This is a genomic window from Aeromonas sp. 55A, assembly GCF_051919665.1.
GTDB classification, from domain to species: Bacteria; Pseudomonadota; Gammaproteobacteria; order Enterobacterales; family Aeromonadaceae; genus Aeromonas; species Aeromonas veronii.
In genome coordinates this window covers 3,269,365-3,289,931 of record NZ_JBQBEH010000008.1, presented here as the reverse complement: position 1 = coordinate 3,289,931, position 20,567 = coordinate 3,269,365, and the positions used below count along the sequence as shown (strand labels likewise).

Sequence of the window (20,567 nt, the reverse complement as noted above, 5' to 3'; positions counted from 1 at the left end):
AGGTTAATCATCCAAATTCACCACAGGCCTAGCCAATCGCCCCGATGTCATGCGATTGCGTAAATCATTCCATAATCCCAAGCGAGATGATTGGCCAGCCAGCTCCCCTTGGCCTCGTGCCTTCATCAACCACAAGTGACTACCGTTAAAACTGTAAATAGGCACTAGATCACGCCGCTGTGTGGCAGGGCGAATTGAGCCTATCAAATTATCCAAAATAACCGGAACGGAAGAGGGTGTCTCATAATATGCCACCACCATGTGAAACTGGTTGTAATCAAGAGCCTTAACGTACACCATCCGCATTTTATCATCCGGGATCCCAAGCTCGAGCAGTGTAGAGTATTTGGCGATACTGAAATCTTCACAGTCTCCCCCGGCGGCTCCCAAAAATTCTAGCGGGGTTGCCCAATAATCCTTTTTGCGCCACAACTTGATATCGTCAATAAAACGCATCCGATTAAAAAAATTATTTACCCGCTCAAGCTTTTTTTCTTCGCTCAGGGCCCTGCCCTTCGTTTCCATCACCAGCATGCGCCAACTGGTTACACGCTTGCCGGCTCTGGCACCATAGGTCTGCTCCGCCCGTTTGATCAAGTTGAGATCTTCCTGTGGCAGAGGCTGACTGGCACAGAGCAGAAGTGAGAAGGGTAACAGCAGGATCCATAAGGAGTGGCGCAAAGCGCGTAGCGATCGGTATCTCCATTCATTGAGAAGATAACACCATCTGCTTCCGGTACCACGCTGGAGTGTCACGTCATATGCCTGCTGCATGATTGCTACTGCACTCCTCAAAAACCGTGCAACCACCTGCTTTAGCCAAACATGGTGACTGCCAGCAGCAGTCACCATGTTGGCGTTCATCATCATCCCGGCGGGATCATTAGCAAACGGTTATTGCCTGGGCTGCCATTCAGCGGGTTGCTTGACGCTAAATGCATTGAGCAGACTACCTGTCGCGTTGAGAATGCGATAGTCAGCCAGCAGTGCATCATACTCGGCAGTGATATAGCTGCGACGCGCTTCGAACAATTCGTTTTCGGTGTTCAATACGTCCAGCAAGGTTCGCTGACCCAAGCCAAACTGCTTCTTGTATGCCTGAACGGTATCGTAGCTTGCATCCACATGCTCTTTAAGGAAGGTTTTCTGTTTGGCCAGCGACTCTTTCGCATTCCATGCCAAACGGGTTCCCTCTTCTACCTGACGAAATGCATTCAGATGAATGTCTTTCGCCTGAGAGTACAGTGCCGAAGTTGCATTGCTCTCGGCTACGTCAGAACCACCTCGGAACAGGTTGTAACGCATCCGCACCATAGCTGTCAGATCGTCATTGCGACCTTTAACGGCATCAATATCCTCATTCCAGTTTTGGTCCACTTCAAAAGTGACGTTAGGGTAGAAACCGGATTTGGCACCTTCATGCTGATACTTGGCCGCTTCAATATCTTGCAGGGATGAGAGCAGGGTCGGGTGAACTTCTGTCGCCGTTTTCAGGGCAGTATCGAGACTAGCCGGGACCAACTCGGCATTAGGTACCGGTTGAACGAGATCTTTTGGCACCTCGTTAACCACCCGAATAAACTCGCTTTCCGCATCACGGTAGTTGTTTTCAGCGGCGGCTTGGTTGGCGTAGGCCCTGGCAACACGACCATCAATCTGGGTCTGATCAGCAGTAGAACCAAGCCCTGAATCAGTCCGTTTCTGAATGTCGCTACGGATCTGTTCGTGGGTTTCCAGGTTCTGTTTGGAGAGTTCCAGGATCTCCTGCTGGCGCAGCATATTGAGGTAGACCTCAGCCACTCGCAGCGCGGTATTCTCTGCTTCGGAGATCATCGCCAGACGCTGGGCGTTGGCTTCAGCTTCAGTTCGGGAGACGTTGTTGCTGACATCAAAGCCATCAAACAACATCTGCCGCAAACTGAGTCCAGCCTCTTTGCGAGTCATGGAGTCATCAATATTGCTGTTTGAACCAGCAGCCCGGGTAGAAGGGCTGTCAGTCTTTTCATAGCCTACGCCGCCACGCAGATCGATCGTAGGATAATAGCCACCCTTGGCGCCATCATGCTGATAGAGGCGTGCCTGGTAGAGATCAAACGCTTCCTTGATCTTGGGATGCGTAGCGAGTGTCTGTGCCACCGACTCTTCCAGAGTCTGGGCCTGACCCAAACTAGGGATCAGGGTGATGCCACTGACCAGCATGGCAACAATCGTTTTTTTCATGTTATCTCCAGTCATGTTTTGTTTTTAGATTGTTGGCTTATCGTTCTCTCAGTGCCGACTGCTTAGCCCGTAAAATCGGCTTAAGTAAATAGTCTAGGACACTTTTTTTACCAGTAATGATATCAGCACTGGCTAACATACCGGGGATGATGGGAAGTGCGTTAAGCTCATCGCCCAAGTAACTCTTCTCGGTACGCACCCGAACCAGATAAAAGGAGTTCCCCTCCTCATCCTGGATCGAGTCCGCACTTATCTGTTCAACCTTGCCATGCAATCCTCCATAGATTGTAAAGTCGTAGGCAGTGATCTTGACGATGGCATCCAGCCCTGGTCGCAGGAAGGCGATATCTTTCGGCGACACCTTGGCTTCAACCAACAAGGTGTCCTCCAGCGGCACTATCTCCATCAAATCCATGCCGGGCTGCACCACGCCGCCCAGGGTGTTGATCTTGAGTTTCTTGATGGTGCCCTTGAGCGGAGCAATCACGCTGGTCCGATCAACCCTATCTCGCAAGCCAACCTGCCCTTCTGACAACTGGCCAAGTCGCCCCTGCTTCTCATTCAGTTCCGTCTGGGAGTCAGCACGGAATTTCAGCGCTATGTCATTGCGCTTGGAAATAGTCTCACGCAACACCGAATTGAGTTTTGGTATCAGCAGACGGTTGCTCTCCAGCTCCCCCTGCATCTCGTTGACCTGCCGCTCCAGCTTAATTAGCTCCACTTGAGGCACTATACCCTCTTTTGCCAGTGGACGGCTAATATTGAGCTCTTGTCTGGCCAGATCCACACTGCGATTTACTGTGCGAATTTTGGCATTCAGTTCAATCAGCTCCTGCTCTTTCTGCTCGATCTGTTGACCAAGAATATAGAGCTGGTTCTTCAGGTTATTGAGGCGATCCCGTTGTACCGAGCGTTCACGGTTGGCATATTCGGGAAAGACGGTTTCATAGCCATCCGGGAACTGAATTGGCGCTTCTCCCACCACTACCTGTTCACGCCACCCCAGTGCGGGATCATTTTTAACCTCAACACTGGCCATTTCGGCGCGCAGACGGGCCACATCCCCCTTGAGGGTGACTACCTCTTGCTCCCGTTCTCTAAAGTCGGAGCGGAAACGGGTGTCATCAATACGCAGCAGCGGCTGCCCCTTTTCGACTATATCCCCCTCTTTGACGAAGATCTCTTTGACGATCCCCCCTTCCAGGTTCTGGATCACCTGCAGCTGACGGGATGGAATAACTTTGCCCTGACCCACGGTGACTTCATCCAGCTCGGCCCAGGCAGCCCAGACGATGGCACTCATGAAAAAGAGGAAACAGCACCATAACAGGATGCGGGCACCGGTTGGGGTAGTAAGCAACACAGCTGCCGCGCCGTCATCGACAAACTCCAGATGCTCGGGTGCCGGCAATACATCGCCGGAAGGCGTCTTTTTGCTGCGCTTGAACCAGTCCATGAGCCCCTTAACCATGGGACACCTCCTGCACGCGCACCTTGCCTTCCTTCAACTGCTGTAACACCACCTCTTTGGGGCCATCAGCAACGATCTGCCCCTGCTCGATGACGATAACTCGCGAGGCCACATCCAGCATCGAGGTTTTGTGAGTGATGAGGATCAAGGTGGTTTCCGGGCCCAGTCTGGCGAGCTCCTGTTTGACCTGCATCTCGGACTGGTTGTCCATGTTGGAGGTAGGCTCATCCATCACCAGAATGGGGGGATCATTGAGCAGGGCGCGTGCCAGCAGGATCGCCTGACGCTGGCCACCGGAGAGCTGGCGGCCACCCTCGCCGATCTGCCGATCCAACCCGTTGGGATCACGGTTGGTAAAATTGGTGACGCCCGCCCGCTTGGCAGCGCGCAAGACTCTCACGTCATCCACCAGCGGATTACCCAGCATGATGTTGTCTCGCACCGAACCAAAAAAGAGAATGACATCTTGGGGAACACAACCGATATTGCGACGAATCACCGAGGAAGGTAACTGGTCTATTTCGAAACCATCGATCCGGACCGAACCGTCAGTCGGCCGATACAGCCCCATCAACAACTTCTCGAGGGTCGTTTTACCCGCCCCAATCCGGCCGATAATTGCCACCTTTTCACCCGGCTGAATACGCAAATTGATATGGTGCAGGGTGCTGGTTTCCATTCCTGGATATTTGAACGAAACATTTTCGAATTCAATTCGACCGGCAATCACCGGATGATGGATATATTGCTTGCCCTCCTCCTGCTCACCCGGGGTTTGCATGATTTTTTCCAGAATATCCAGTGCAGATTTGGCCTGGTTATAACGGGTCGACAACACTGAGAGTTGCACCATGGGCGCAATGGCACGGCTGGAGAGCATCACGGCAGCAATCATCCCCCCCATGGTGACCAAGCCTTCGGAGATCTGGTAAACACCGACGATCACCAGACCGACCGTCACAACCTGCTGGATATAACTGGCCAGTGACGACATGGAGTTGGTAATTCGCCGTGTTTGTACACCCCAAGTGGAAATATGGGAAACAGCCTGCTCCCAACGGTGCTGGAACAGACTCTCGGCGCCAAAAATCTTGACCGTTTCCAGCCCAGAAATACTTTCGATCAGGTTGGCATTTTTCTGAGAGGCCAGCCGGGAACCCTCTTCGATGGACTTTTTAAGCGGCTCTTGAATATAGACGCTATAGGCGATGAGGATCAGCATGGCGACGATGGGGACCACCACCATTACGCCTGCAAACATCCAGATAATAAAAAGGAAGAAGACGGCAAAAGGGAGATCGATAAGAGTAGAAACCGTTGCGGAGGTGAAAAACTCCCGCACCGATTCAAATTCCTGCAGATGTTTGGCGAACGCGCCAGTGGAAGCGGGACGAGACTCCATCCTCATGCCCATCACCTTGGCGAAAATCTTGGCAGACAATAGCACATCAGACTTTTTGCCAGCGATATCAATAAAGTAACTGCGCAACTGCCGCATCACAAAATCGAAGGTAAAGACCACCATGGCCCCGACCGCCAGCACCCAGAGCGAATCAAACGCCAGATTGGGCACAATCTTGTCATAGACGTTCATGGTGAAAAGAGGGCTGGCGATGGCAAACAGGTTGATCAGAATGGAGGCGATCAGCACATCGCGATAGATGCCGCGGGATTCGAACAAGGTGCTCCAGAACCAGTGGCCATCACGGGTTTCCAGCACCTTGGGCGAGCGTTCGTCAAACTTGAACTGCTTCTTCACGTAGAAGAGGCGTCCCAGATACTCATCACCCAATTGGGCTGCGGTCAGCCATTGCGCGGCATCACCAGCCTGCGGGAAAATCACTTTCCCCTGGCTGCGATCTTCGTTCCACTCCAGCAAAATGCAGGCGCCACCACTGCGCATCTGCAATACGCAAGGCAGCAGCAAGGGAGAAATATCGGCCAGTGGCTGGATCACTTCACGGGCGGATAACCCGCCCCGCTCGGCAGCACGGCAAAAGAGTGCGGTTGTCAGGCGTCCGGAGACCAGTGGCAACCCGGTCGTCAGGGCATCCTGACTGTTGGGTACACCATAAAAACGGGTCAAGAAGACCAGACACTCCAATAACTCATCAATACGACTTGTTTCTGCTTGCATAGCATCCTGTCACTGCATAAATGAGGTAGATAAGAGCGTTCATCGCTCATATTTCCCTGCTATAGCCACGCTAAAACCGAGTGGCCTTCCCGCTGATAAGACTGATCAGGGGATAAACCTGTCCAGATAGATCGCGACACTCATCGCCAATTTCCCGGCACAGCAGCAATGGTGGCATGATTCGTTATTGGTAAAAATAATCGGCTCATCAACACCATGCTAACACTGCAACCAGGGTGAATGTCGGAGTTAATTGATAATGACATTTATTATGGCGCACCACTATATCAACCGGCACGTACCAAAACTATAGTTTAGGGTATGAAGTTTTTTATATAACCCTATGTTTTACGTGAAAATAATAATCTGGCGCTCAATTATAGGTCAGGAAGTATGAAGGGTCTGCCCAACGCGTGACCTTGCGGGCCGTTCAATGAGAGTGCTTTGGCAATATCCGCCATGGCCGTCCAGCGATTTTCACACCAAGCTGGCGCCAACAGGGTTGGACGGCGCGCGGAGGCCGAAATCCGGTGATACACCACCTCGGGCGGCGTGTGCTGGATCATGGCAACGGCCGCTTCCACATACTGCTCCAGCGTCAATACCTCAAGGCGCCCCGCCTGCCATGCCTTGCCAAGAGTACTACCCTCAACCACATGAAGCGGATGCAACTTGATCCCCTCAACACCGGTCTCAACGATACGATGCAGGGTATCGAGGCTGTCCATCGGCACCTCCCCCGGCAGGCCGACGATCAGATGAGCACATACCTTGATGCCGCGCTGATGGGCACGTCTTACCGCATCCTCATAGGCGGCATAACCATGGCCGCGGTTGATCCGTTGCAGAGTCTTGTCGTTAGCGCTTTGCAGCCCGAGCTCCAGCCACACCTCGTAACCCCGGGCCTGATAGCCCGCCAACAGATCCAGCACCGCATCCGGCACGCAATCGGGGCGAGTGCCCACGCAGAGCCCCACCATATCGCTCACCGACAGCGCCTCTTCATACATCCGCTGCAGATATTCGACCTCGGCATAGGTGCTGGTATAGGCCTGAAAATAGGCAAGATAGCGCTTTGCACGGGTGACTTCGTCCCGGCGAGCCAGCAGTTGTTGCACCACGGAGAGTTGTTGGGCCGACTCGTCGGCAAAAGAGGATACGTTGCAGAAGGTGCAGCCACCACGGCCCAGGGTGCCGTCACGGTTCGGGCAGGTGAAGGCCCCGTGGATGGAGAGTTTGTGGATCTTCTGACCATGACGCTGCTTGAGATCCTGACCGAATGTATTGACGAGTTCGTGTAACTGCATGACACCTCCGCTAAAGGAGCGCCATTGTACGAGCTTGCGCAAAACAGGGGCTGAGCTGGATCAAGCTAGCGGAGAGGGTAAAACATATAAATACCCGACCAATTTTGAATAAATATAGAGAAAAAGCGCAAAAAAAGGATTTTTGCAGTTCTTTGACGATTCAAACAGTAAACATCCATATGAAAATGAGACCTGATAACCCACTGTTGAACAATGAAAAATCCAAAGAGACCCGACAGCACACAATTGCAAGCATGGGATATTGAAAATGTGATCCCTTCCGCTGTCGGCCACATCTGGTTGGTAAAATTACTACATTCGCCCATCGTCGCCGAGCGCACCATTGAGCCCGTCAATGGCGATATATTTAACCAATAAAATCAAACCATACAGAATAAACACTCCATAACTGCGAGCTAATCCCCCTAACCCGACATTTTGTTATGCGAATGTAACCATGAAGACAAACCTGACCTGCGATTGACCTCGCCAGAAAATCCCATTAGTTTGGAGATTCGCCACGTCAGGCAGACGGAACCACAAGAGCCAATCGCAATTTATGCAGTCAGGTGATGACTGTGCGATACAAGGCCGAGCAAGGGAGAAATGCAATGTCACTATATGATCCAAAGCTGGAGAGGGATAACTGTGGCTTCGGCCTGTTGGCCCACATGGAAGGGGAAGCCAGCCACAAGCTTGTCCGTCTCGCGATGTCAGCATTGGCTCGCATGCAGCACCGCGGAGGGATCTCCGCCGATGGCAAGACCGGCGATGGTTGCGGTCTGCTGCTGCAAAAACCGGACAGCTTCTTCAGAGCTGTCGCCGAGGAGAAGGGATGGCACCTTGGCCGCAACTATGCGGTCGGCATGCTGTTTCTCAACCCTGACCCCGTATTGGCCCAGCAGACCCGCGACATCATCGACGAAGAGCTGGAAAAAGAGACCCTGAGTCTGGTCGGCTGGCGCAAGGTGCCCGTCGATACCAACGTACTGGGTACCATCGCAAAAGCCTCCCTACCCAGCATTGAACAGGTCTTTGTCAACGCCCCGCCCGGCTGGGTCGACAAGGATCTCGAGCGCCGCCTCTATATCGTGCGTCGCCGCATCGAAAAGCGCGTCAACGACGACTACTTCTATGTGGTCAGCCTCTCCAACCTGGTCACCGTCTATAAAGGGCTGTGCATGCCGGTGGACTTGCCGCGCTTCTATCTGGATCTCGCCGACATCCGTATGCAGGCGGCCATCTGCGTCTTCCACCAGCGCTTCTCCACCAACACCAGCCCGCGCTGGCCGCTGGCGCAGCCGTTTCGCTATCTGGCCCACAACGGCGAGATCAACACCATCGCCGGCAACCGCCAGTGGGCCAAAGCGCGCAGCTACAAGTTTGCGACGCCGCTCATTCCCGATTTGCAGGAAGCGGCCCCCTTCGTCAACACCACGGGGTCGGATTCCTCCAGTCTCGACAACATGCTGGATCTCTTCCTCGCCGGTGGCATGGACCTGTTCCGCGCCATGCGCCTGTTGATCCCGCCAGCATGGCAAAAGCACCCGAACATGGATGACGACCTGCGCGCCTTCTACGACTTCAACTCCATGCACATGGAGCCGTGGGACGGCCCGGCCGGTATCGTCATGACCGATGGTCGCTACGCCACCTGCGCACTTGATCGCAACGGTCTGCGTCCGGCCCGCTACGTCATCACCAAGGACAAGTTCATTACCCTCGCCTCAGAAGTCGGCACCTGGGACTACACCCCGGACGAAGTGCTGGAGAAGGGCCGGGTCGGCCCGGGCGAGCTGTTCGTGGTCGATACCAGCAACGGCAAGGTGTGGACCAGCTTCGAGATCGATGACGACCTCAAGAACCGTCACACCTACAAGCAGTGGATGGATAAACATTGCCGCCGACTGGTCCCCTTCGAGCAGATGGACGACAGCCAGACCGGTAGCCGCGAGTTCTCCGACGACCAGCTGAAAACCTATCAGAAGCTGTTTGGCTACTCCTTCGAGGAGCTGGATCAGATCATCCGGGTATTGGGTGAAAACGGTCAGGAAGCGGTGGGCTCCATGGGGGATGATACCCCGATGGCGGTGCTCTCCTCCGGCCCGCGCACCCTTTATGACTACTTCCGCCAGATGTTTGCCCAGGTGACCAACCCGCCCATCGATCCGCTGCGTGAGAACCACGTGATGTCGCTGGCCACCTGTATCGGTCGCGAGCAGAACGTCTTCAACGAGACCTTCGGCCACGCCCACCGGGTGCTGTTCCAGTCGCCGATCCTGCTCTACTCCGACTTCCACCAGCTACTGGCACTGGAAGGTGAGTACTACCGTCATCAGGTGATCAGCCTCAACTTCAAGCCCGAAGAGGGGCTGGAAGCGGCCATCTTGCGTATCTGCGAGGAGGCAAAAACCGCCGCAAAGAGTGGTACCGTGCTGCTGGTGCTGTCGGATCGCGATATCAGCGCCGATACCCTGCCGATCCCGGCCGCCATGGCGGTGGGTGCAGTGCAGCGCACCCTGGTGGACAACAACCTGCGCTGCGACGCCAACATTCTGGTGGAGACTGCAAGCTGCCGCGATCCGCACCACTTCTCGGTGCTGCTGGGCTTTGGCGCGACCGCCATCTACCCCTATCTCGCCTACGAAACCCTGGCCAAACAGGTTGAAGAGAGCGTGCTCACCATGTCCCTGCGCCAGGCCATGGTCAACTACCGCAACGGCATCAACAAGGGGCTCTACAAGGTGATGTCCAAGATGGGCATCAGCACGGTCGCCAGCTACCGCTGCTCCCAACTGTTCGAAGCGGTGGGTCTGGCCAAAGCCGTGGTCGATACCTGCTTCCGCGGCGTATCGAGCCGTATTCAGGGTGCCGATTTTGCCGATATCCAGCAGGATCAGCACAATCTGGCCCGTCAGGCCTGGCTGGTGCGCAAGCCCCTCCCCCATGGCGGCCTGCTCAAGTTCGTCCACGGCGGCGAGTACCACACCTACAACCCGGACGTGGTACAGACCCTGCAAACCGCGGTGCGCTCCGGCAACTATGCCGATTACAAAGAGTACGCCCGCCTGGTGAACGAGCGCCCGGTTGCCACCCTGCGCGATCTGCTTGCCCTGAAGAAGGTCGACAATCCGGTCGCGCTGGATCAGGTTGAGCCAGCCGACAAGCTGTTCCCCCGCTTCGACTCCGCCGCCATGTCCATCGGCGCCCTCGGCCCTGAGGCCCACGAGGCGCTGGCTGTTGCCATGAACCGCCTCGGCGGTCAAAGCAACTCCGGCGAAGGCGGCGAAGATCCCAAGCGCTTCGGTACCGAGAAAAACTCCCGCATCAAGCAGGTGGCTTCCGGCCGATTCGGTGTCACCCCCCACTACCTGATGAACGCCGATGTAGTGCAGATCAAGGTGGCGCAGGGTGCCAAGCCCGGCGAAGGTGGCCAACTGCCCGGTGACAAGGTCACCGCCCAGATCGCCCAGCTGCGTTATTCCGTGCCCGGCGTGACCCTGATCTCGCCGCCGCCGCACCACGACATCTACTCCATCGAGGATCTGGCCCAGCTCATCTTCGACATCAAGCAGATCAACCCGAGCTGTCTGGTGTCGGTGAAACTGGTCTCCGAGCCTGGCGTCGGCACCATCGCCTGCGGCGTGGCCAAGGCCTATGCCGACTTCATCACCATCTCCGGTTATGACGGCGGCACTGGCGCGAGCCCCCTTACCTCGGTCAAATATGCCGGCTCCCCGTGGGAACTGGGTCTGGCTGAAACCCAGCAGGCGCTGGTCGCCAACGGTCTGCGCCACAAGGTGCGGCTGCAGGTGGATGGCGGTCTCAAAACCGGCCTCGACATCATCAAGGCGGCCATCCTCGGCGCCGAGAGCTTCGGCTTTGGCACCGGCCCCATGGTGGCGCTCGGTTGCAAATACCTGCGTATTTGCCACCTGAACAACTGCGCCACCGGCGTTGCCACTCAGGATGAGAAGCTGCGTCGCGAGCACTTTACCGGCCTGCCGGAGATGGTGATGAACTACTTCAAGTTCATCGCCGAAGAGACCCGCGAGCTGATGGCCCAGCTCGGCGTCACCCAGCTGACCGACCTGATTGGCCGCACCGATCTGCTGGAAGCCCTGCCCGGCCTCACCGCCCGTCAGGCCAAGCTGGATCTCTCTGGCATTCTGGCCCGTCCGGTAGCACCAGCAGGCTCCAGCCTGTTCAGCCAGCAGCACAACCCCACTTTCGACAAGGGGCCGCTCAACCTGAAAATGGTGGAAGATCTGCTGGAGGCGGTGGAAACCTCAAGCGGCGGCGAGTTCCGCTACGACATTCGCAACACCGACCGCTCGGTGGGTGCGCGCCTCTCGGGCGAGATCGTCAAACGTCACGGCAATCAGGGGATGGCGGCGGCTCCGGTCAAGGTGCACTTCAACGGCACCGCAGGCCAGAGCTTCGGCGTCTGGAACGCGGGTGGCCTTGAGATGATCCTCACCGGTGATGCCAACGACTACGTGGGCAAGGGGATGACCGGCGGCAAGCTGGTGATCAAGCCCCATGTCGGCGTGGCGTTCAAATCCCATGAAGCAGCCATCATCGGCAACACCTGCCTCTACGGCGCCACCGGCGGCAAACTCTACGCCGCAGGCACTGCTGGCGAGCGTTTCGCGGTGCGCAACTCAGGTGCCCTGGCGGTAGTCGAGGGGATTGGCGACAACGGTTGTGAATATATGACCGGCGGCATCGTCACCGTGCTCGGTCAGACTGGCGTCAACTTCGCGGCAGGCATGACCGGCGGCTTTGCCTACGTGCTCGACGAGTGCGGCAACTTCGCCAAGCGCACCAACCCCGAGCTGGTGGAACTGCTGGATGTGGCGGATCTCGCCATCCATCAGGAGCACCTGCGCGGCATCATCACGGCGCACCTCAATGAGACCGGCAGCTCGCGCGCCGAGGAGATCCTGGCCAACTTCGACTCCTATGTGCCCAAGTTCAGGCTGATCAAACCCAAGTCCAGCGACGTGAAATCGCTGCTGGGTCACACCAGCCGTTCCAGTGCAGAACTCAGAATCCAGGCGCAATAAGGAGGGAACCCTATGAGCCAGAACGTATTTCAGTTTATCGATGTGCAGCGGGTCGACCCGCCCAAGAAGCCACTCAAGATCCGCAAAATCCAGTTTGTGGAGATCTACGAGTCCTTCAATCAGCCGCAGGTACAGATGCAGGCGGATCGCTGCCTCGAGTGCGGCAACCCCTATTGCGAGTGGAAGTGTCCGGTTCACAACTACATCCCGAACTGGCTGAAACTGGCCAAAGAGGGGCGCATTCTGGAGGCGGTGGAGCTCTCCCACCAGACCAACAGCCTGCCGGAAGTGTGTGGCCGAGTTTGCCCGCAGGATCGCCTCTGTGAGGGCTCCTGCACCCTCAACGATCGCTTCGGCGCGGTGACCATCGGCAACATCGAAAAATACATCACCGACAAGGCGTTTGAGATGGGCTGGAAGCCGGATCTCTCGAACGTGGTCAAGACCGGCAAGCGGGTCGCCGTCATCGGTGCCGGCCCGGCGGGTCTCGCCTGTGCCGATGTGCTGGCACGCAATGGCGTCACCCCAGTGGTGTTTGACAAGTATCCGGAGATCGGCGGCCTGCTCACCTTTGGCATCCCCTCCTTCAAGCTGGAAAAAGAGGTGATGCAGCGTCGCCGCGAGATCTTCCAGGGGATGGGCGTGGAGTTTCGTCTCGAGACCGAAGTGGGCAAGGACATCACCTTCGCCGATCTGCTCGGCGAGTTCGATGCGGTCTTCCTCGGGGTAGGCACCTACAAGTACATGAAGGGCGGCTTTGCCAACGAAGAGGCGCCGGGCGTCTATGATGCCCTGCCCTACCTCATCGCCAACGCCAACCGGTTGCTGGGGTTCGAGAAGGCGCAAGCCGACTATATCGACTTCGCCGGCAAGCAGGTGGTGGTGCTGGGCGGTGGCGATACCGCCATGGACTGCGTGCGGACCGCCATCCGTCAGGGGGCTGACAAGGTGATCTGCGCCTATCGCCGCGACGAGGAGAACATGCCGGGCTCCAAGCGGGAGGTGAAAAACGCCCGCGAGGAGGGGGTTGAATTCATGTTCAACCTGCAACCGGTAGCTGTCGAGCTGGATGCCCATGGTCGCACCGTCGGCATCAAGGTGGTGAGCACCGAGCTGGGTGAACCCGACGCCAATGGCCGCCGCAATCCGGTGATCATCGAGGGCTCCGAGCAGGTGCTGGCTGCCGATGCGGTGGTGATGGCGTTTGGCTTCCAGCCCAACCCCCAGCCCTGGATGGCGGAGTTCGGCATCGAGCTCGACAACCGGGATCGCATCAAGGCCCGCGAGCAGGCGGAGTATGCCTTCCAGACCAGCAACCCCAAGGTGTTCGCCGGTGGCGACGCGGTACGTGGCTCCGATCTGGTGGTGACCGCCATCTACGAAGGGCGCAAGGCGGCCGAAGGGATCATGGACTATCTGGCGGTCTGATCCGACCGGCCAAGACCCTGATGCACTTTCACTATCAGCCCCGCCAATGCGGGGCTGATTTCTTTGACATGCCGCCAGTGAATAGCGATGGCTAACTCTTTGGCATCGGACAAACCCAAGAACTGCGCCATTCTGGCGCGGCATACTCATCGGGCCAATACTCGGTCTGCTGTTGAATTTTACCTTCCGCAACATGGTGAAATGTGATGGCGCGAGCATTTACGACCCCATCGCTGACTAGCACCTCACTGACCACCTCACTCCCTTGTGCCAGAAGACGGACAATCTCGAAGCGCCACAGGCCAGCTGCGGGGTAGCGACGATTGATCTCAATAAAATTCTCTCGCCCCACAATCCGTTCTCCCGATTGGGGCCAGTCACAGAAAAAATCATCTCCCAGCCAGCTTGCAGCCTTCGCAAAGTCATTGCTCTGCATCTCCTGCCAATAGGCCTCTACCACTGCTTTTGGCTCCATGGTGTTCAATTCCATACTCACTCTCCCTACACACGCACCACCAGCCACTCCCCCTTGCCGACCGGCACCAGCGAGGTGGCAAAGGCCGGATCCTGCCCGACCTCGTTCATCCACTCCACCATCTCGCTGCGATGGGAGATAGCGTTATCGACCACCAGCAGGCCACGGGGTGCCAGCAGGCGGCGGATCTGCGGCCACCATGCCCGGTAGTGCTGACGATCCGAATCGAGGAAGATGAGCTGATAGCCGCCTTGCGGCAAGATCGGTAACAGCTCGCCCGCATCCCCTACCAGCAAGGTTACCCAGGGGGCCAACCCTGACCTCTGAAAGTTGTCATGGGCCTGTACGCGCTTATCCTCATCCAGCTCAATGGTGGTTACATGCCCCTCCAGCCGACGCACCGCTTCTGCCAGCCAGAGTGTGGAGTAACCATTGGAGGTGCCGATCTCCAGCACCGCCTGCGCCCCACGGGTCTGCACCAGCACTGACAGCAACACCCCCGTGTCGCGGGTGATATTGAGCAGCTTGCGGTGGCGTGCCTGCTGCATGCTGTCATTGCGCTCGCCCAGCTGCTCCAGCTGGCGTTTTAACTGTTCCAGTTCCATCGATATCCCTTTCGTCCTTGCCCAAAACCGTTAGCCCACACCTCCAAGCTTGGCATTTGGGAGTCAAATGATTGCTTTCAATCGCCATTCACACCACAAAGGATGAGAAAAGGACAACCATTTGAGGCAGAATTTGTGACGTCTATCTGTTACACTTCGCGCCCGCCATTTTCCGGCTCACTCTCTGACTTGATGTCAGGCGCAGCCGTCGGTGGTTACAACCTCCGTCTCGCTCATGCCGAGCTAACCAAGCCAAACACAGCCCAGCTGGAACACAGGAACCCATTATGAGATTTGAATCGTTCGATTTTGCCCCCGAGATTTTGCGTGCTGTCTCAGATTGCGGTTATCAGGAGATGACCCCTGTGCAGCAACAGGCGATCCCGGCCATTCGCCGTGGCCGCGATGTGCTGGCCAGCGCCCAGACCGGTACCGGCAAGACCGCCGCCTTCGCCCTGCCCATCTTGCAGCGTCTGGTAGACAATCCGGCGCCGGTCCAGCCTTCCAACGCCCGGGTGCTGATCCTGACCCCGACCCGCGAGCTGGCGGCTCAGGTGGCGAGCAACATCAATGACTTCGCCAAGTATCTCGATATCACCACCATCACCATCGTCGGCGGTGGCAAGCAGGACGTGCAGGCCAAGAAGCTCAAAGCGGGCGCTCACATCATTGTGGCCACCCCGGGCCGTCTGCTGGAGCACCTCACCGCCTGCAACCTCAGCCTCTCCGGCGTCGAGTGTCTGGTGATGGATGAAGCGGATCGCATCCTTGACATGGGCTTCAGTGCCGATGTGCAAAAGATCCTGCAAGCGGTCAACAAAACCCGTCAAAACCTGCTCTTCTCCGCCACCTTCTCCGACGCGGTGAAGAAGCTGGCCAACCTGATGCTGGACAGACCGCAGATCGTCAGCGTCAACAAGCAGAACTCCACCGCCGACACCGTCAGCCACACCGTCTATCCGGTCGAGCAGAAGCGCAAGCGCGAGCTGCTCTCAGAGCTGATTGGCAAGCAGAACTGGCAGCAGGTGCTGGTGTTCGCCAGTACCCGCGAGAGCTGTGATGTGCTGGTCGAGGAGCTGAACCTCGACGGCATCAAGTCCGCCGTTGTCCATGGCGAGAAGGCCCAGGGCAACCGTCGCCGCGCCCTGCGCGAATTCATGGAAGGCAAGGTACGGGTACTGGTCGCCACCGAAGTGGCCGCCCGTGGTCTGGATATTCCGGATCTGGAATACGTGGTCAACTATGATCTGCCGTTCCTGGCGGAAGATTACGTCCACCGCATCGGCCGTACCGGTCGTGCCGGCAAGCGCGGCATGGCCATCTCCTTCGTCAGCCGTGAAGAGGAGCGCACCCTGCTGGAGATCGAGGCCCTGATCGGCCAGAAGATCCGCCGCATCATGGTACCGGGCTATGAGGTGAGCAGCCGTGACGAGCTGATCAAGCAGTTGCAGGAGCGTCGCCGCTTCGGTAAGCGCCCGCAGCGTGAAGATAACGCCGTGGCCCAGGTGATGGCCGAAGCCAAGCTGCAGGGTCAGCGCCTCAAGCGTCTGGCCGCCGCCAAGAAGCCCCGTCAGCCGAAATAAGGCGGGCAGTTGCTCTATTGAACCGCAAAGGCGCCACTGGCGCCTTTGCCATCTCTGTCATCGGTGTTGGCCCCTGGTGGTCAACTCAAGGATTGCTTATGACCTCTCCGACCTACAATCAGGCCCTGTTCGAGATGGCCACCCAGAGCCTGGCCGAACTGGCCCGCACCGCCGAGCAAAAGGCGGGCAAGCGCACTCCGGCGCAAGAGAGCCACTTTCTCTGCACCTGGATGGCCGACTCCCTCAAGGAGAAGCGCTTCTCCCGTCTGGTGATGGAAGATTTGAAAGCTTGGGTGCAGCTTGGCCGCACGCTGGGTGCGGGCGCCGATCTCAAGGGATTGCTGGAGCGCATCGCCTTCCAATACCAGTGCGCCATGACCAATCCGCAGCAATTGGGAGCCAAGCTGGCTGCCCTGCTGGAGGAGCTGGCAGCGGCAGGCTGGCTGGTGCTGACCGAGAGCGAAGTGAACGCCAAGCTGCGCCTGCAATCGGGCGGTCAGGCGAGCCTAGTGGTAAGCCACAGCGAATATGAAGGCCATATCGAGGGCGGTGAGCTTGTCAAACCCCTCACCCTCTATGTGCGCGGTGACGAGAAGGTGCTGGCCGAGGCGGCCTTCAAGCACGGCCTGCTGCTGAGCCTGGGCAACAAGAAAACCACCCTGGTCAAACATCACAAGGCCTACCGGCTGATGCCGGACAACGCCCAACCGGCGCTGGCACTGCTGAGCGAGGCTCGCCAGAGCGCCTGATCTCGCCTGTTTTCAGCAATAAAAACGGCAGACCCTTGCGCAGGATCTGCCGTTTTTTATTGTTCGATGTTTGGTGATGAGGTTGGGTAGTCGTTTAGCGGATCTTGATGCCAATCTGGCCCGCGTCACACCACTCGAACATCACCTCCTCGCTCTTGCCGCAGCAACTGCCACCACAGACACGGCTTTCACGCTTGATGACCCGCCCCTTGCGCATCCAGACGCCGAGCATGGCCTCCACCGCATCTTCCGAGGTGTGGAAGTGGCGAGCCAGATCACGCCGGCTCACCTTCTGCTGCGCGGCGAGGTAATCCCCCAGCTCGCGCAGGATCATAAGGTCACCACCTTGCGGGCGACGATGTCACCGTGACGGCGACCGGCCCACCAGAGCAGTCCCAGAGAGAGGCCATAGCTGACGATCCAGAACAGGCTCTGCTCCGGATGAGCGGCGAAGGTGGCCACCTGATAGAAGAGGGTGGCGCACATAAAGGCCATATAGTTGCACCATACCGCCGTCATCAGCGCCCACTGACGACCGGTTTCCCGCACCAGCGCGCCCATGGCGGCGGCGCAAGGCATGTAGAGCAGCACGAACAAGAGGTAGGCAAAGGCACCGGCCGCCCCGTCGAAGTGGGTCTGCATGTTGCCGTAGGTGGAGACATCCACCTCCTGCGCCTCGGCGGCAGCTTTCTGGTCGTCGAGGTTGCCAACATCAAGCCCCATGGGGTCGCTCGGGTTGATCTCCGCCAGATTGGCCGCCACGGCATCGATCGCCTCGTGGAAACTGGCCACCAGCGAGAACTCGCTCTCCTCCTCTGCATCGCCACCACCGGCGTAGAGGCTGTTGAGGGTACCGACCACCGCCTCTTTGGCGAAGATACCGGTGACGATACCGACTGTGGCCTGCCAGTTGTCATCTCGTACACCTATGGGGTGCAGCACCGGGGTCACCGCCTGGCTGATTTTGCTCAGGACCGAGCTCTCCTGCTCCTGATGGCCAAAGCTGCCATCGGTACCCAGGGAGTTAAGCACGCTCAGCACGGCAACCACCAGCACGATGGTTTTACCGGCGCCAAAGACGAAGGATTTGAGCTTCTGCCAGGTCTTGATGGCAACGTTGACAGGACGCGGCCACTCGTAATCCGGCATCTCCATCACCATGGAGTCGCTCTTGCCCGGCAGCAGGGTATTGCGCAGCAGCAGGCCAGTGAGCACCGCCACCAGAATACCGATGAGGTAGAGACCGAACACCAGGTTCTGGCCTGATTCAGGGAAGAAGGCCACCGCAAACAGGGCGTAAACCGGCAGACGGGCACCGCACGACATGAAGGGGGCCATGGCGGAGGTCATCAGCCGCTCCCGCTCGGAGTTGAGGGTACGGGTCGCCATCACCGAGGGGACGGTACAGCCAAAGCCCATCAGCATCGGCACGAACGCCTTGCCCGGCAGGCCGAGGCGGCGCATCAGGGCATCCACCACGAAGGCGGCGCGGGCCAGATAGCCGGAGCTCTCCAGTACCGCGAGGAACAGATAGAGGCAACCAATCACCGGAATAAAGGTGGCCACGGTCTGCAAACCAACCCCGAAGCCGTCAGCCAGAATGGCGCCCAACCATTCGGGGGCATTGATCAGCCCCAGCAGGTGGTGCACCCCATCGACAAACAGGGCGCCGCCCATGATGTCGAAGAAGTCGATAAAGGCGCTGCCCACCTTGATGGCGAACATGAACATCAGGTACATGACAAACAGGAAGAAGGGGATGCCAATCCAGCGATTGAGCAGCACCCGATCCAGCCACTCACTCTGGGCCTCGGTGAGCTTGCCCTTCTGCTGGCGAGCCTGTTGTACCCACTGGTGGATATGGCCGTAGCGGATATCTGCCAGTTGCAGGTCGATATCCTGCCCTTGATGAGCGCGAGCTACCACATTGGCGGCGGCCGCCTGCTGACCGGGCAGCAGAGTCTCCTGCATCACCGCATCCTCTTCCAGCAGGCGCAGGGCGCGGCCACGGGTAGTGAGGTGATGCGGGGCGAGCAGGGTCTCCAGCTCCGCCAGATCGGTTTCAAGCTCTTGGCCGTAATCGAGTTGCAAGGCTGCTTGCTGCTGACCGATAAACTGCCGGATCTGCTGCTTGAAGGCGGCAACCTGCTTGCTGTTGTGGGCAGAGAGGGCCACTACAGGGCAACCGAGGGATTTGCCGAGCTTGCTATCGTCGATGACGATGCGGCGCTTTTGCAGGATATCCAGCTTGTTGAGCACCACCACCATGGGCAGGCCCAGTTCGCGCAGTTGCAGCGTGAGGTAGAGGGAGCGCTCCAGATTGGCGGCGTCGATGACGTTGAGCAGCAGGTCGGGTTGTTGGCCCTGGGCAAAGCGGCTGGCGATCTGCTCGTCCAGACTGCCATCCTGACCCGCCAGGCTATAGATGCCGGGCAGATCCATCAGCTTGAAGTGATGCTCACCCGCGCTGAACTCACCCATCTTCTTGTCGACGGTGACGCCACTCCAGTTGCCTACCTGCTGGCGGGCGCCGGTCAGGGCGTTGAACAGGGAGGTCTTACCGCTATTGGGGTTACCTACCGTTACCAGGGAATAATTCATACCAGCTCTACCTCTATTTTCTTCTGAACCCGCCGCGTGCGTGTGGCAAGCTGCTTTGCAGGTTCGACTTCTTGTCTCTGAACCGCTCCCGGTGACTTTCTTGACCTGAGCGGCAGCCGAGCAGGGGGTTATACCGGCTCGACTTCTATTTGCTGGGCCAGACTCTTTTGCATGGAGAGACAGATCCCCTGGCACTGGATCTGGAGCGGGTCCCCCAGGGGGGCGGAGCGCAGATAAATGACTTCAGTCTGGGGCAACAGGCCCATCACCATCAGTTTGCGGCGCAGCGGCCGGGCGAGCTGATTCATATTCTTGATGCGAGCACTCTGTCCCGGTGACAACTGCGTGAGTACCATGACTGACTCCTGAAGTTAAACAATAATAATTCTCTTTTACTTGGGGCATTATAAGCTGTGTCTTCAACTTTTATTTGAGTAAAATCAAACTCCGCTTAGCTAATCCATAAAGTAATGCCATGAATCACGACAACAACAGCCGCCTCGTTTACAGCACAGATGGCGGCATGATCAAGGAGCAGAGCGCTCCCCAATCCGCCTCCCCCTTCCCCACTGACGGCACCGTGCGCATTCGCCGCGAGACCAAAGGGCGCAAGGGCGCCGGGGTGATCACCATTCATGGCGTACCCGCCGATCAGCAAAAATCCCTGGCCACCCTGCTCAAGAAAAAGTGCGGCACCGGAGGCGGTATCAAGGAGGGAGTGATCGAGATCCAGGGGGATAAACGGGACCTGATCAAAACCGAGCTGGAGAAAGTCGGTTTCAGCGTCAAGCTGGTGGGTGGCTGATCCCCTTGTCACTCATGCGGTTTTTCCCTAGAATGCCCGCTCCCATCGAGGGGGAGTAGTCTCGCACGCCGGTGCCATCCATTGCATGAATACCGGTTTGCGACCCTGATCAACATA

At 57.6% G+C, this 20,567-nt stretch carries 15 protein-coding genes; 5 read left to right on the top strand and 10 right to left on the bottom strand.

Annotated features, from left to right (window positions below; genetic code table 11):
* Positions 1–3: 3 nt before the first annotated feature.
* From ACTG2G_RS19260 to ACTG2G_RS19240, 5 genes are all read right to left on the bottom strand, one after another.
* Positions 4–756, bottom strand: a complete 753-nt coding sequence (locus tag ACTG2G_RS19260) for a transglutaminase-like cysteine peptidase (protein ID WP_005350994.1) — start codon at positions 754–756, stop codon at positions 4–6.
* Positions 757–894: 138 nt separating this feature from the next.
* Positions 895–2,220 (bottom strand): TolC family outer membrane protein, encoded by a 1,326-nt coding sequence (locus ACTG2G_RS19255; RefSeq protein WP_216953335.1) that lies wholly within the window; start codon positions 2,218–2,220, stop codon positions 895–897.
* Between the two features lie 37 nt (positions 2,221–2,257).
* On the bottom strand, positions 2,258–3,691 hold the full coding sequence (locus ACTG2G_RS19250) for an HlyD family type I secretion periplasmic adaptor subunit (RefSeq protein ID WP_421388125.1): 1,434 nt from the start codon (positions 3,689–3,691) through the stop codon (positions 2,258–2,260).
* Positions 3,684–5,828 carry a type I secretion system permease/ATPase gene (locus ACTG2G_RS19245; protein ID WP_429205865.1) on the bottom strand — a complete coding sequence of 715 codons (2,145 nt, stop codon included), beginning with the start codon at positions 5,826–5,828 and terminating at the stop codon, positions 3,684–3,686. The genes ACTG2G_RS19250 and ACTG2G_RS19245 overlap by 8 nt, the downstream gene beginning before the upstream one ends.
* Positions 5,829–6,205: 377 nt before the next feature.
* Complete coding sequence (locus tag ACTG2G_RS19240; protein WP_042083735.1) at positions 6,206–7,135, bottom strand: TIGR01212 family radical SAM protein; 930 nt, start codon at positions 7,133–7,135, stop codon at positions 6,206–6,208.
* A 611-nt stretch (positions 7,136–7,746) separates the two neighbouring features.
* Between ACTG2G_RS19240 and gltB the strand changes: the two genes are divergently transcribed.
* Entirely contained in the window at positions 7,747–12,204 is a 4,458-nt protein-coding gene (gltB, locus tag ACTG2G_RS19235; RefSeq protein WP_439985761.1) for a glutamate synthase large subunit, read from the top strand.
* A 12-nt stretch (positions 12,205–12,216) separates the two neighbouring features.
* Positions 12,217–13,632, top strand: coding sequence for an FAD-dependent oxidoreductase (locus tag ACTG2G_RS19230; protein ID WP_236297570.1), 1,416 nt, complete (start codon positions 12,217–12,219; stop codon positions 13,630–13,632).
* Positions 13,633–13,723: 91 nt separating this feature from the next.
* Here ACTG2G_RS19230 and ACTG2G_RS19225 read toward each other — a convergent pair whose 3' ends face one another.
* Together ACTG2G_RS19225 and ACTG2G_RS19220 are read right to left on the bottom strand one after the other, a co-directional pair.
* Positions 13,724–14,122 carry a nuclear transport factor 2 family protein gene (locus ACTG2G_RS19225; protein WP_064341968.1) on the bottom strand — a complete coding sequence of 133 codons (399 nt, stop codon included), beginning with the start codon at positions 14,120–14,122 and terminating at the stop codon, positions 13,724–13,726.
* An 11-nt stretch (positions 14,123–14,133) separates the two neighbouring features.
* The gene (locus ACTG2G_RS19220; RefSeq protein WP_439985760.1) at positions 14,134–14,712 is read right to left on the bottom strand and encodes an O-methyltransferase; all 579 of its coding nucleotides are present in this window, start codon (positions 14,710–14,712) and stop codon (positions 14,134–14,136) included.
* A gap of 287 nt (positions 14,713–14,999) precedes the next feature.
* On the opposite strand from ACTG2G_RS19220, the gene ACTG2G_RS19215 reads away from it, so the two are divergent.
* The gene (locus ACTG2G_RS19215; RefSeq protein ID WP_005337380.1) at positions 15,000–16,295 is read left to right on the top strand and encodes a DEAD/DEAH box helicase; all 1,296 of its coding nucleotides are present in this window, start codon (positions 15,000–15,002) and stop codon (positions 16,293–16,295) included.
* 98 nt (positions 16,296–16,393) lie between these two features.
* The gene (locus tag ACTG2G_RS19210; RefSeq protein WP_368225370.1) at positions 16,394–17,044 is read left to right on the top strand and encodes a DUF2913 family protein; all 651 of its coding nucleotides are present in this window, start codon (positions 16,394–16,396) and stop codon (positions 17,042–17,044) included.
* 94 nt (positions 17,045–17,138) lie between these two features.
* Here ACTG2G_RS19210 and ACTG2G_RS19205 read toward each other — a convergent pair whose 3' ends face one another.
* From ACTG2G_RS19205 to ACTG2G_RS19195, 3 genes are all read right to left on the bottom strand, one after another.
* Positions 17,139–17,378 carry a FeoC-like transcriptional regulator gene (locus tag ACTG2G_RS19205; protein WP_005350974.1) on the bottom strand — a complete coding sequence of 80 codons (240 nt, stop codon included), beginning with the start codon at positions 17,376–17,378 and terminating at the stop codon, positions 17,139–17,141.
* Positions 17,375–19,645: a Fe(2+) transporter permease subunit FeoB gene (gene feoB / locus ACTG2G_RS19200; protein WP_439985759.1), complete on the bottom strand. Its 2,271-nt coding sequence runs from the start codon at positions 19,643–19,645 to the stop codon at positions 17,375–17,377. Before feoB ends, ACTG2G_RS19205 begins: the two co-directional genes overlap by 4 nt.
* 128 nt (positions 19,646–19,773) lie before the next feature.
* Complete coding sequence (locus tag ACTG2G_RS19195; RefSeq protein WP_005337384.1) at positions 19,774–20,001, bottom strand: FeoA family protein; 228 nt, start codon at positions 19,999–20,001, stop codon at positions 19,774–19,776.
* A 119-nt stretch (positions 20,002–20,120) separates the two neighbouring features.
* Between ACTG2G_RS19195 and ACTG2G_RS19190 the strand changes: the two genes are divergently transcribed.
* Positions 20,121–20,450: a translation initiation factor gene (locus tag ACTG2G_RS19190; RefSeq protein WP_439985758.1), complete on the top strand. Its 330-nt coding sequence runs from the start codon at positions 20,121–20,123 to the stop codon at positions 20,448–20,450.
* Positions 20,451–20,567 lie beyond the last annotated feature (117 nt).

Coding starts and splice junctions, on each gene's coding strand:
- feoB (WP_439985759.1), bottom strand. CDS start 19,645: ATGAATTATTCCCTGGTAACGGTAGGTAACCCCAATAGCGGTAAGACC.
- ACTG2G_RS19255 (WP_216953335.1), bottom strand. CDS start 2,220: ATGAAAAAAACGATTGTTGCCATGCTGGTCAGTGGCATCACCCTGATC.
- ACTG2G_RS19215 (WP_005337380.1), top strand. CDS start 15,000: ATGAGATTTGAATCGTTCGATTTTGCCCCCGAGATTTTGCGTGCTGTC.
- ACTG2G_RS19250 (WP_421388125.1), bottom strand. CDS start 3,691: ATGGTTAAGGGGCTCATGGACTGGTTCAAGCGCAGCAAAAAGACGCCT.
- ACTG2G_RS19230 (WP_236297570.1), top strand. CDS start 12,217: ATGAGCCAGAACGTATTTCAGTTTATCGATGTGCAGCGGGTCGACCCG.
- ACTG2G_RS19190 (WP_439985758.1), top strand. CDS start 20,121: ATGAATCACGACAACAACAGCCGCCTCGTTTACAGCACAGATGGCGGC.
- ACTG2G_RS19205 (WP_005350974.1), bottom strand. CDS start 17,378: ATGATCCTGCGCGAGCTGGGGGATTACCTCGCCGCGCAGCAGAAGGTG.
- ACTG2G_RS19245 (WP_429205865.1), bottom strand. CDS start 5,828: ATGCAAGCAGAAACAAGTCGTATTGATGAGTTATTGGAGTGTCTGGTC.
- ACTG2G_RS19225 (WP_064341968.1), bottom strand. CDS start 14,122: ATGGAATTGAACACCATGGAGCCAAAAGCAGTGGTAGAGGCCTATTGG.
- ACTG2G_RS19210 (WP_368225370.1), top strand. CDS start 16,394: ATGACCTCTCCGACCTACAATCAGGCCCTGTTCGAGATGGCCACCCAG.
- ACTG2G_RS19240 (WP_042083735.1), bottom strand. CDS start 7,135: ATGCAGTTACACGAACTCGTCAATACATTCGGTCAGGATCTCAAGCAG.
- ACTG2G_RS19195 (WP_005337384.1), bottom strand. CDS start 20,001: ATGGTACTCACGCAGTTGTCACCGGGACAGAGTGCTCGCATCAAGAAT.
- gltB (WP_439985761.1), top strand. CDS start 7,747: ATGTCACTATATGATCCAAAGCTGGAGAGGGATAACTGTGGCTTCGGC.
- ACTG2G_RS19220 (WP_439985760.1), bottom strand. CDS start 14,712: ATGGAACTGGAACAGTTAAAACGCCAGCTGGAGCAGCTGGGCGAGCGC.